Source organism: Urechidicola vernalis (assembly GCF_031846385.1).
In the GTDB taxonomy this organism is placed as follows: domain Bacteria; phylum Bacteroidota; class Bacteroidia; order Flavobacteriales; family Flavobacteriaceae; genus Urechidicola; species Urechidicola vernalis.
The window spans coordinates 21,330-34,670 of the sequence record NZ_JAVRHV010000002.1 but is presented as its reverse complement, the minus strand read 5'-3'; the positions used below and the strand labels follow the sequence as shown (position 1 = coordinate 34,670).

The window sequence follows — 13,341 nt, the reverse complement described above, 5'->3', positions numbered from 1 at the left end:
TTAATCGATAGGAATATTTTCAAGAATTTAGACAAATGACATGTATTGTTCAGTAAAGGTCTGTTGTTGTTGTGAAATTTATATTTTTATTTGAATACATTTGCTTTGACAAATATTACTTGAATCAACCAACTTTAATCGTGAATCAATGACTCAAAAACTTCGTTACGTATTTCTTTTCTTGAATTGCATAATGCTCTCTTCAATTGCACAAGAAAATCATTTCATAACAAAATTTTCAGCGGAAGAACTTAAAAATGCACCTGTTAAATTAATTCCATATCCACAGGAAGTTAAATGGGGTGCTAAATCGTTAAAATTAAGTGGGTGTTCATTACAAATAAATCCTGAATTAAGTGGTTATCATGTTGCTATCGAGAATGAGATTCGAGAAATTTTCAGCAATTATTCTTCAAATAAAAGCGGAGTAAATATCGTTGTTGAATTTGACCCTGATTTAAAAGCGGAAGCATATAATTTGAACGTGTCGAAAAAAGGAATTGAGATTGAAGCATCAAGTGCTTCTGGAGTGTTTTATGCCTTGCAAACATTAAAGCAGATGGTATTGGTAAATGACGATAAAACTGCTATTCCATATTGTAGAATAAGTGATTATCCGCAGCATTCGGTGAGAGGTTATATGATTGATGTGGGGCGTAATTATCAGAGCATGGAGAGCCTCAAAAAACAATTGGACTTTATGGCGATGTATAAGTTTAATACATTCCATTGGCATTTAACAGATAGACCGGCGTGGAGAATTGAAAGTAATGTGTATCCACAATTAACTTACGCTTCTAATCACTGGCAAACCAGAGACCCAGGAGTTTTTTATACCTATGAAGAGATAAGAGATATAATCGCATACGCTAAGGAACGACATATAACTGTAATTCCTGAAATAGACATGCCTGGCCATAGCGATTCCTTTAAATTAGCGATGGGCTTTACAATGGAATCGGAAAAAGGAATGAAAGCACTAACCAATATCTTAAATGAGTTTTTTCAGGAGATACCAAAAGAAGATTGCCCGATTATTCATATTGGATCAGATGAAGTGAAAATTCCAAACCAAGAGGAGTTTATTGAACATATGGTAAATGTTTGTAAACAAGGAGGAAGAGAAGTGGTTATTTGGAATCCAGGTTTAGAAGCAACTGATGATGTAGTTCGTCAAACCTGGGAAGATAAGGATATTAAAAAAGGAAATTTTAGAGAAATTGATTCATGGTTAAACTATGTCAACACTGCCGAACCGATGGTGCAAATTCAACGTTTGTTCTTTAAGCCAATTGGCTATCCTTCTCCAAATAAAGTAATTGGAGGAACCTTATGTTTTTGGCCTGATGTAAATTTAAGACATGAAAGCGATGCTTTTGAGCAAAACCCAGTTTATTCGTCTATAGCCACCTATGCTTGGAAGGCATGGACAGCCGATTTTGAAGTTGGAATTCCTGAATATTATACGAAAATGCCTCCAAAGGGTGGTGAAGCGTATAAGTATTTCAGTGTATTTGAAGACTATTTATTAAAGCATAAGCATACAATTTTTAAGGCAGAACCATTTCTATATTTTAGACAAAATGATAAAGAGTGGAATTTAATTGGTGCTTTTAACGGAGATGAAGGTGATGAAATATTAAGAGAGATAAAGCATAATTACGAGTATAATGGTAAGACCATAAAGTGGGAAAAAGTAATAGGTAATACCTTGGTTTTTAATGAGCGTCACATGAAAATGGGGTATTTTGATAGGGAGAAGAAAGGAGTTGCTGTATATGCTTTAACTTATATACATTCTGATAAAGAAAGAGAAATAGATGCTATGATTGGATTTGAAACAGCAGAAAGAGCAAACAAAATTCATTCTGGCATTCCGTTTAAAGGAACATGGGATCAAAATGGAGGAAATATTTGGGTAAATGATGAGCAAATTACTCCACCTGACTGGAAAGATGCCGGATGGAAATCGGAGAAAAGGAAAGGTTGGGGGTCAAAAGCAGACCAAGAAGTACCTTGGGAAAAGCAAGATTTTTATTGGACACGTAACCCTTCAAAGATTAAATTAAAAAAAGGGTGGAATAAGGTTTTTGCTAAAATTCCATACGGTTCAAATTATCAAAACTGGATGTTTACTTTTATTCCAGTTGAAATGGACGGCATCCGATTTAGTGCTGATAAAAAATAGAGTTTCAAAGTCAAATTGGGGCTTTGCCTTGTTGTTTATCGAAAAAATGAGACAAGTTAGCGATCGGCGAATATATTGCTCGTTAATGAAATTATTTCTCATAACTAATTAAATTTAATTATATGAAAACTATGTTTTCTAGAAATACCATAAAAAAAGGAACATTATTAAAAATTACTTTTTTACTTGTTATATGTATTGCATTGTACAATTGTTCTGATGTAAAACAAAACGAAGAAAAAGTTAGGCCAAACATCTTGTTCATTATGAGTGATGATCATGCGTATCAGGCCATTAGTGCTTATGGTTATGATCATATTCAAACCCCGAATATTGATAGGATTGCAGATGAAGGAGTTCTGTTTAATAAAGGATTTGTAACTAATTCAATCTGTGCGCCTAGTAGGGCTGTTATGCTAACTGGAAAACATAGTCATGTAAATGGTAAGGTAGATAATATTCACGGTTTTGATTGGGAGCAGGATAATTTTGCAAAATCATTGCAGAGTGCGGGTTATCAAACTGCAATGGTGGGTAAAATTCATATGGATGGTTTACCTCAAGGATTTGACTATTCAAATGTTTTACCAGGACAGGGACAATATTATAATCCAGTGTTTATTGAAAACGGTGAGCGCAAACAAATTCATGGGCATGCCACACAAATAACTACAGACATTGCTTTGGATTGGTTAAAAAATAAAAGAGATCAGGATAAACCATTTTTAATGTTATATCATCAAAAGGCCCCGCATAGGCCATGGATGCCAGAGGCTAAATATTTAGACTATTTTGATGATAAAACGTTTACACCACCTGCTAATTTCTTTGATGATTATGAAGGAAGACCTGCGGCAGCGCAACATGAAATGGGAATTTATGAGCATTTAGATTTAGCCTATGATTTAAAAATGTTGGATGATGAAAAAGAATTTAAAACAAGATTAAGAGGCTCATTCCAAAATATGTATAACCGAATGGACGATGATCAAAAAGCAGCTTGGGACGCTTATTACGACCCTATTATTGAAAAGTTTAAAAAGGATAAATTAAGCGGAAAAGAATTAGCATTATGGAAATATGATAGATATATGAAAGATTATCTTGGTACGATAAAATCTGTTGATGATGGAGTAGGTGAAGTGCTAGATTATTTAAAAGAGAATGGATTAGAAGAAAATACCATAGTTGTTTATACATCTGATCAAGGCTTTTATTTAGGAGAACATGGTTGGTTCGATAAACGTTTTATGTATGAAGAATCCTTTAGAACTCCGATTTTAATGATGTATCCGAAAGAAATTAAAGCGGGAACTGTAGTGGATGAAATGATTCAAAACCTTGATTTCGCACCTACGTTTTTAGATTATGCAAATGTTGAAATCCCTGAAGAAATTCAAGGAGAATCCATTAGAGAATTAGTGCAAGGAAATTCGAAAGATTGGAGAGATGCCATTTATTATACATACTATGAGTATCCAGGTGAACACAATGTGCAAAGGCATTATGGGGTAAGAACGGATCGTTATAAATTAATGCATTTTTATTATGATTCAGATTATTGGGAATTGTATGATTTGGAAAAAGACCCTACTGAAATGAATAATATTTACGATGATGCATCATATGCAGAAACAAAAAAAAATATGCATATAAAACTTAAGGAGGTTCAAGAAAAGTATGGAGACAATGATGCATTAAGAACTCAGTTTTTGGAAGAGTATTTAGCAAAAAGAAAGTAAACTAAAGATAAAATGCAAATATTTAAAAAGAGGTAATGAAAAAAATTGTTGTCACTTTTTTATTATTGTAAAAATTCAAGTTAAAATAAGTGAACCACGGGTAATAATAGTATTTATTTAAAAAGAAATTGCACCTAATTTTAGGATTAAAAAAAATAAGAATTATGCGAATTAGAATTGCGACTGTGATAGTTTTATTAATTAATATTTCGGTTTTTTACGCTCAGGAGAAGCCAAACATATTATTCATCTTTGCAGATGATCAAACTTTCGAGTCATTAGGAGCCATTAATAATCCTGAAATAAAAACACCTAATTTGGATAGGCTTTTAGAACAAGGGACCTTATTTACACAAACTTTTAATCAAGGGTCTTGGTCGCCAGCAGTTTGTTTGGCTAGTAGAGCAATGTTGAATTCAGGTTTGTCGGTTTGGGACTCTAAGAATTTTGATAAATTATCTAATAGTGAAGGAAAAGATAAAGTAACACCATGGTCTTTACTGATGAAAAATGCTGGATACGATACTTATATGACGGGTAAATGGCATGTTAGACTTGATGCTAATAAGTTATTTGATGAGGTAAGGCATGTTAGGCCTGGTATGCCAAATCAAACAAATAAAAGATATGCTCGAAAATTTTTAGAAAATGAACCAGATACTTGGAGTCCATATGACACCTCTAATAAAGGATATTGGAAAGGCGGTAAGCATTGGAGTGTGGTAGTTGCCGACAATACGTTAGATTATTTGAGGAAATCCAAAGAGGGTGAAAACCCATTTTTTATGTACGTAGCATTTAACGCTCCACACGACCCAAGACAATCTCCAAAGAAATATGTGGATATGTATCCTATAGAAAACATTGCAGTTCCAGAATCATTTTTACCAGAATACCCATACGCCGAAGAAGCGGCATCAGGTAAGGATTTAAGAGATGAGCAGTTAGCGCCATTTCCAAGAACTGAATATTCTGTAAAAGTGAACAGGCAAGAGTATTATGCCATTATTACGCATATGGATGCTCAAATTGGAAGAATACTAGATGCTCTTGAACAAACCGGACAAATAGATAATACCTATATTATTTTTACTGCGGATCATGGCCTGGCTGTAGGCGATCATGGATTTATTGGTAAGCAAAATATGTACGATCAAAGTATGCGAGTACCCATGATTATTTCAGGCCCGAGAATTCCTAAGTCAAAACAAATTCACGAAATGGTTTACTTGCAAGATGCTATGGCTACATCATTAGAAATTGCCGAGGTTAAGAAACCGAATTATGTTGCGTTTAACAGTTTATTGCCATTAACAAAAAACTCAAATAAAAAAAGTAAAAATCAAGAGGTATATGGTGCATATTTAGATAATCAAAGAATGTTGAGGTCTAAAGATTTTAAACTTATTGTATATCCAACCATTGGTAAAATTCGATTTTATGATATAAAAAATGATCCAAATGAGATTCGTGACTTAGCATTAAATCCGAGTTATTCAAAAGAAGTGAAAAAGCATTTTAAAAAGTTGTTTTCTCAGCAAAAGAAATTAAGAGATCAGTTGGATTTATCTTCTGTTTATGAAAAATACTTGAATAACTTTTAATATTGAGCTCAATGAAGATTAAAGTAAATATTGGTTTTATTATTGTTTTTTTCTTTGGATTGCATATTCATGCTCAGGAAAAACCTAATATAGTTTATATTCTTTGTGATGATTTAGGATATGGGGATGTTAGGGCCTTATCACCAATGACTAGTATAATTCCTACTCCTAATTTGGATAAGTTGGTTTCACAGGGAATGCATTTTTCAAATGCTCATTCTGGGTCTTCCGTTTGTACTCCAACAAGATATGGGTTATTAACGGGAAGATACGCTTGGAGAACTCATTTGCAAAGAGGGGTTGTAGTTGCCGGTGATGGACCGTTAATTGATGACGATAGATTTACAGTTGGTGAATTTTTACAGAATCAGGGATATGAAACTGCATTGGTTGGTAAATGGCATTTGAATTACACTTACCTAGATCAGGATAGCAATAAAGAATTAAGCCCTTTAAATAATAACAGTACTACGGGATTGCCAATTGGAACAAAAATTCCTGATGGTCCTATTACCAGGGGCTTTGATTATTTTTATGGTTTTCATCATGCAAGGGTAATGAAAACTGTTGTTGAAAATGACAGGATTGTTAAAGAAATTAAAACTGTTGAAATGTTGCCTTTATTAACTCAAAAGGCGGTAGAATATATCAATGAGAGAGGTAGTTCTAATACTAATAAAGAACCATTCTTTTTGTATGTGCCATTAAGTTCCCCTCATGGGCCTATTGTTCCTAGTAAGGAATGGAAAGGAAAGAGTGGAATTAACATTTTTGGAGATTTTGTAATGCAAACGGATTGGACCGTAGGTGAAATTCTAAAAGCACTTGATAAAAATGGATTAACAGATAATACCATCGTTATTTTTAGCAGTGATAATGGTACCTCTAAAATTGCCAATTTTAAAGAATTAGAAGAGGCAGGGCATTATTCAACTGCAAAAAGTAGAGGTAGTAAAACTGATATTTGGGATGGAGGTCATAGGGTACCATTTATAGTTAGATGGCCAAATGGAAAAATTGAACCAAATTCAAAATCGGACCAGTTAATTTGTCTAACGGATTTAATGGCGACTTGCTCTGAAATTTTAGATGAAAGATTACCGAAGAATACATCAGAAGATGGAGTCAGTTTTTTGCCTGCCTTATATAACGAGGAGATTGAGAGTTCTAGAGAAGCAGTAGTTCATCATTCTGTAGATGGAAACTTTGCAATAAGAAAGGGCAAGTGGAAATTAATTTTTTGTGAAGGTTCAGGTGGCTGGACTGCACCAAATAATAAGGCTGCCAAGAAGCAAAATTTACCGAACCTTCAATTATATAATATAGAACAAGATTCTAAAGAGGAAAATAACTTGGCTGATTCCAATCCAAAAGTTGTAAAAGAATTAACCAAATTAATGAATTCGTATGTAGAAAATGGACGAAGCACAAAAGGTGAAAAATTGAAAAATGATGTTGAAGTTCAGATTATAAAATAGAATGAAGAAGAATATTGTTTTTATTATAGTTTGTGTGTCTGTACATGTATTTGGTCAGGTTAAATCATCAGAAAGCCAGTTTGTGTTAGACATGGTATTTAACAATCCGGGAGAAGCAGAAACTTTTTCTAAATATACTAATCCCGAATTTGTAAAATCACGAGGAATTAACGGAATGGTACCACAATGGTTTGTGAATTGTGCAATAACCTATGATAACTTTCAAGAAAATATTATTCCAAAAGATAGTGATACAAGAAAATGGATAAATGAAAAAGCAAAAGTAATTGATGCTAAATTGGCCACTTGTGAAGAAGCAGCAATGCCCGTTTATGCATTTACCGATGTTTTTATGGCACCGAAAGAAATTTGGGAGAAGTTTGGGGATGCAATCGGTCAAGAAGAGAAGAATCACTCTGTGTTGGGTTCAGAGAAAACAGAAGTTTTAAGAAGACCTTCTATTCAAAACCCAATTGTACAAGATTTAATGCGAGCACAAATTGCTGGAATATTTGAAAGATTTCCAACCTTAGATGGATTAGTAATACGATTTGGAGAAACATATTTACATGATACTCCTTATCATTTGGGAGGCAAGCCAGTTAGGCAAGGAGAAGGAGGAGTTGAAGACCATGTTTTGCTACTTAATATTTTAAGAGACGAGATATGTGTTAAACGGAATAAGAAATTGTTTTATAGAACTTGGGATTTTGGGTGGTTGCACACAAGACCCAACGTATATTTAGAAATTACGAATCAACTTGAGCCTCATGAAAATTTAGTATTTTCGATTAAACATACAAAAGGAGATTTTCTACGAAATCATGCTTTTAACCCTACATTAGGAATTGGGAATCATCAGCAAATTGTGGAGGTACAATGCCAAAGGGAATATGAAGGTAAAGGAGCACATCCAAACTATGTAGCAAAAGCGGTAATTGATGGATTTGAAGAGTACGAGGGAAGAAGTGGTATGCAAAGTTTGAATGATTTAAAATCGAATAAAAACTTTAAAGGTGTCTGGACTTGGTCTAGAGGAGGAGGTTGGAAAGGCCCATATATTAGCAATGAACTTTGGATTGACTTGAATACTTATGTTATGAGTCAATGGGCTTTAAATCTTGATACATCTGAAGAATCATTATTCTTTAAGTACGCCAAAGATGTTTTGCAATTGTCCGATAAAGATGCACAAACGTTACGTAAAATAGCATTATTGTCAACAGATGGTGTGTTAAGAGGGCATTACAGTGAAATTGCAGGAATTCATCCTACATGGATAAGAGATGAGTTTATGGGTGGCTTAGGAATTGATAGTGAAAATAAACCATCGGTTAATGGAAAGGGGAAATTAAATAGAAATTTCTATTCAATTTTAGATAAAGGATTGGTAGATGAAGTAATTCAAGAAAAGTTAGAGGCTGTATCTATTTGGAAGGAATTAGAAAGGTTGTCAAAGTCGTTTACTTCAGGCTCCTTAGAAGTTAGAGATTATATAAAAGTATCATCGGCATATGGTCGAATTAAATATGAAATCATATACAATGGTTGGGCAATAATGCTAAAAGGAATTGAGGGAGATAAAAACCAATTGTATCAATTAAAGTTAATGAAAGATCATATTGCCAATTATCGTAATTTATGGAAGGAATTTAAGGCTTTAACGGAATCAAATTTACAAAGTGCTACGTTGTATAAACCTTATGCATTTGATTTAAATTTCAAAGAGTTTCATGGCGAAAATGGGATGGAAAAAACTGTAAACTATTTTGAAAAGAAGACTCAGTAGGTATTTCACCTTTGTTTTATGTTGCTTGCAAATGATTTCATTTGCTCAAAGCAACGCAATGCCCAATATTTTGTTCATTGCTGTTGACGATTTAAGGGCAGAAGTAATTTCCCCTGATAACGAAGTTATTCAAATTCCAAATATTCGAAAACTGGCTGAAGAAAGTGTATTGTTTAATAATCATTTTGTGCAAGTTCCAACTTGTGGTGCATCGAGATATAGTATGCTAACAGGAATGCTTCCTAAGAAAAAGAAACATCTCAAAAATTATATCATTGAAAAAGATATAGCGGACGGAAATGAGAAGAGAGAAAAGCCAGAAACCTTTATCGAGCATTTAAAAAGGAACAATTACTACACTGTTGGCATTGGTAAAATTAGCCACTCCGCGGACGGATTTGTTTATGGGTACGAAGATGAAGTTACCGATAAAAGGGAATTACCAAATAGTTGGGATGAAGTTCTTTTTGATTCAGGAAAATGGGAAACAGGTTGGAATGCGTTTTTTGCATATGCAGATGGTTCGAATAGACAAAGTAGAAAAAAACAAGTAAAACCGTATGAAGAAGGAGATGTTTCAGATTACGGATATCCAGATGGATTAACAATAGATTTAGCAATCTCAAAGTTGAAAGAATTAAAAGGAAGCAAACAGCCCTTTTTTATGGGAGTAGGTCTGTTTAAACCTCATTTACCTTTTAATGCCCCAAAAAAATATTGGGATTTATATGAAAGAAATGAAATTCCGTTAGCGAAAAATGTAGAACAACCAAAGAATTCTTCAAGAGGTGGAGCAAATAATAGTGGTGAATTTAATCAGTATCTGTTGGGTGAGGAAAAGGCGAATGCTAAAAATCCAGTATCAAATGATTATGCGAAGAAATTGAAACATGCCTATTATGCTTCAGTGAGTTATATAGATGCTCAAATTGGAAAAATTTTAGAGGAACTTGAGGCTCTAGAATTAGACGAGAATACCGTCGTTATAGTTTGGGGAGATCATGGATGGAATCTTGGAGAGCAGTCTATTTGGGGTAAGCACAATTTGTTTGAGAGTGCTCTAAAAAGCGCTTTGATTATAAAAGTCCCTGGTGCAAAGAATATGGGTGTTAATTATGATGGTCTTGTATCTTCAGTTGATTTGTACCCAACCATTTGTAAAGTTGCTGGATTAGAAATTCCTTATGAATTGGACGGGAAAAGTTTAACTCCAATTTTTACTAAGAAGGTTAAAAAACATCATGATAAAGTGTATAGTTTTTTTGGTAATGGAGCATCAGTAAGAACCGAACGGTTCAGATTAACTCATTATAAAATAAAGGGGGAGGATTTTTACGATTTGTATGATTTAAAGAAGGATCCGAATGAAATTGAAAATGTCGCTGATGTACATCCTAAAGTGGTTGAAAAACTTTCGAAAGATTTGAATATTAAAAGGATTCAGAATTGACAATTAACATATATCTAATGTTATGCAACATTCATCTATTTAAAGCATAAGTAAAAATCATTTAAAGTATATTTAGGTTTTAAATTAGAGAATGAAAAAATACACACTACTCATACTAGGTTTTGCTTGGCTTGCAACGTTTTCTCAACAAAAAAAGCCAAATGTATTATTTATCATTTCTGACGATTTAACAGCGACAGCCGTTTCATCTTATGAGAATAAAGTATGTCAAACACCTAATATAGATAAATTGGCATCGGAAGGCGTGCTTTATACAAAAGCATACACGCAATATCCGGTTTGCGGTCCTTCTAGAGCTTCTTTTATGAGTGGGTATTATCCAAGTGCTACGGAAACTTATGGTTATGTGAGTGGTAGAGAAAAAATTGGGCCAAACAGAAAAACATGGTCGCAATTATTTAAAGATAATGGATATTATACTGCACGAGTGAGTAAGATTTATCATATGGGTGTTCCAATTGATATTGAATTAGGTTCAGATGGAAAAGATGATCCAGCTTCATGGACAGAGAAATTCAATAGTCAAGGTGATGAATGGCAAACCAAAGGCGAAGCGGAATTGGTTCAAGGAAATCCAGATGGAACTATTGAGCGTAAGGGAGGAAATGTTATGACCATTGTAAAGGCAGATGGAGATGATTTGGTTCATTCTGATGGAAAAACTACTGAGAAAGCGTCACAATTAATAAGAGAACATAAAGATGAGCCTTTCTTTTTAGCAGTTGGATTTGTACGCCCACATGTGCCCTTTGTTGCACCGAAGAGTTATTTTGATCCTTATGACCATCATCAAATTAACTTACCAAAAAAGGTCGATGGAGATTGGGACGATATTCCTAAAAGAGGGATTAATTATGTAACAAGTGTAAATGGTAAAATGTCCATTGAACAACAGAAGAAAGCCGTGGCAGCTTATTATGCTTCCGTTTCTTTTATGGATGCACAAGTTGGAAAAGTTTTGAAAACTTTGAAAGAAGAAGGTTTAGAAGATAATACGATTGTAATTTTTACATCAGACCATGGTTTTCATTTAGGTGAACACGACTTTTGGATGAAGGTGAGCTTGCATGAAGAATCAGTTCGTGTTCCTATGATTATAAAAGTTCCAGGAAAAGAACCGGCAGTGTGTAATTCTTTTGTGGAATTACTGGATTTATATCCAACAATATCTGAGTTAGCAGGATTAGAGTACCCGGAGGAGATTCAAGGAAAGAGTTTAGTAAAAACACTAGATAAACCAAAACATGAGGTAAGAGACATGGCCTTTTCAGTTACTCAGGGTGGAAAAACATTTTTGCTTAGGAATAAGAAATGGGCATATATTCAGTACAATGAAGATGCTTCTGCCGGTATAGAACTATTCGATATGGAAAAAGATCCGAAGCAATACATGAATCTAGCAATGCTTCCTGAGTATCAAAAAACGGTGCAAAAGTTTCAGAAAAAACTAAAGAAGAAATTACAAGAAGTAAGAACAAATGATTTAGAAAAAACATATAAAATTAATAACAGTAAAAAAGCATCGATAGATTAATTATGAAAAGATTATATAAAAATTTTGTATTTGCATTATTGGCTTTTTTAGCCTTTAGTTGTCAATCTCAAAAAGAAGAGCAAAAGCCAAATATCATTTATATTTTGGCTGATGATTTAGGCTATGGAGAATTAGGAGTTTATGGTCAGGAGAAAATTCAAACACCGAATATAGATGCTTTGGCGGGAGAGGGGATGTTATTTACGCAACATTATTCTGGTGCGCCGGTATGTGCGCCTGCAAGATATATGCTAATGACTGGAAAACATGCGGGCCATGCTCGTATTAGAGGGAATGACGAATGGAAAGAAAGAGGTGATGTTTGGGATTTTGAAAAGGCCGTTAATGACCCAAATTTAGAAGGCCAAAGACCTATTTTAAATAGTACTGTTACTCTTGGAGAAGTTATGCACAATGCAGGTTATAAAACTGGTGTTGTTGGTAAATGGGGCCTTGGAGCACCACTTACAGAAGGGATTCCAACAAAAAATGGATTTGACTTTTTTTACGGCTATAATTGTCAACGACAAGCACATCAATTGTATCCGAAACACTTGTGGAAAAATGAAGAGAAAGTATGGTTGAATAACGATATAATTGCGCCAAACACAAAGTTAGATGAGGGTGCAGATATTAAGGATTTAGCAAGTTATAAGAAATACGATCAGGTTGATTATGCACCGGCATTGATGCAGAAAGAAGTAATTAATTTTATAGAAGAAAATAAAGATTCGCCTTTCTTTATGTATTATGCTACGCCAATTCCTCATTTACCTTTGCAAGTGCCACATGAATATGTGGCTAAGTATTTGAAATTATTCGGAGAGGAAGAACCGTATGTTGGTAATCGCGGATATTTTCCTAATAGATATCCAAATGCAGCCTATGCAGGAATGATTTCTTATTTAGATGATCAGGTAGGAGAGATTGTTCAAAAGTTAAAAGACTTGGATCTATATGATAACACAATAATCGTGTTTACAAGTGATAATGGCCCAACCTATTTGGGAGGTGTAGACGCAGAATATTTTAACAGCGCTAGACCTTTTTCGAACGATTATGGAAGAACAAAGGGTTTTACGCATGAAGGTGGAATTCGGGTACCAATGATTGTAAGTTGGCCAGGAAAAATTGAAGCAGGTAGTAAAAGTGATCATGTTTCTGCATTTTGGGATGTAATGCCAACGTTTGGTGAGTTGGTAAAACAAGGAGTACCTGAAGATATCGATGGCCTCAGTTTTTTACCAACCTTATTAGGTGAAAAAAACCAAAAAAATCATGAATTTTTATATTGGGAATTTCCGGCATATCAAGGTCAACAAGCAGTGCGCATGGGAGATTGGAAAGGAATCAGAAAGAATATTTTTAAAGGAAATATGAAACTAGAATTGTATGATCTTTCAAAAGATCCAGTTGAACTAAATGATGTTGCTGATGCAAATCCAGATATTGTTAAAAAGATTGAATCAATCATGAAATCAGAGCACACTCCTGCAGAAATTGAGAGATTTAAAATAAAGCAACTAGGAGATTAA

At 34.1% G+C, this 13,341-nt stretch carries 8 protein-coding genes; all 8 read left to right on the top strand.

The window, feature by feature from the left end:
• Positions 1-148 precede the first annotated feature (148 nt).
• On the top strand, positions 149-2,188 hold the full coding sequence (locus tag RM519_RS05435; RefSeq protein WP_311592600.1) for a family 20 glycosylhydrolase: 2,040 nt from the start codon (positions 149-151) through the stop codon (positions 2,186-2,188).
• 122 nt (positions 2,189-2,310) lie between these two features.
• The gene (locus RM519_RS05430; RefSeq protein ID WP_311592598.1) at positions 2,311-3,930 is read left to right on the top strand and encodes a sulfatase family protein; all 1,620 of its coding nucleotides are present in this window, start codon (positions 2,311-2,313) and stop codon (positions 3,928-3,930) included.
• 164 nt (positions 3,931-4,094) lie between these two features.
• A complete protein-coding gene (locus tag RM519_RS05425) occupies positions 4,095-5,534 on the top strand; it encodes a sulfatase family protein (protein WP_311592597.1) in 1,440 nt (479 codons plus the stop codon).
• Positions 5,535-5,545: 11 nt separating this feature from the next.
• The gene (locus RM519_RS05420) at positions 5,546-7,012 is read left to right on the top strand and encodes a sulfatase family protein (RefSeq protein WP_311592596.1); all 1,467 of its coding nucleotides are present in this window, start codon (positions 5,546-5,548) and stop codon (positions 7,010-7,012) included.
• Between the two features lies 1 nt (position 7,013).
• A complete protein-coding gene (locus RM519_RS05415) occupies positions 7,014-8,801 on the top strand; it encodes a hypothetical protein (RefSeq protein ID WP_311592595.1) in 1,788 nt (595 codons plus the stop codon).
• The gene (locus tag RM519_RS05410; RefSeq protein WP_311592594.1) at positions 8,782-10,251 is read left to right on the top strand and encodes a sulfatase; all 1,470 of its coding nucleotides are present in this window, start codon (positions 8,782-8,784) and stop codon (positions 10,249-10,251) included. Before RM519_RS05415 ends, RM519_RS05410 begins: the two co-directional genes overlap by 20 nt.
• A 91-nt stretch (positions 10,252-10,342) precedes the next feature.
• Positions 10,343-11,806, top strand: coding sequence for a sulfatase (locus tag RM519_RS05405; RefSeq protein WP_311592593.1), 1,464 nt, complete (start codon positions 10,343-10,345; stop codon positions 11,804-11,806).
• Between the two features lie 2 nt (positions 11,807-11,808).
• Entirely contained in the window at positions 11,809-13,341 is a 1,533-nt protein-coding gene (locus tag RM519_RS05400; RefSeq protein WP_311592592.1) for an arylsulfatase, read from the top strand.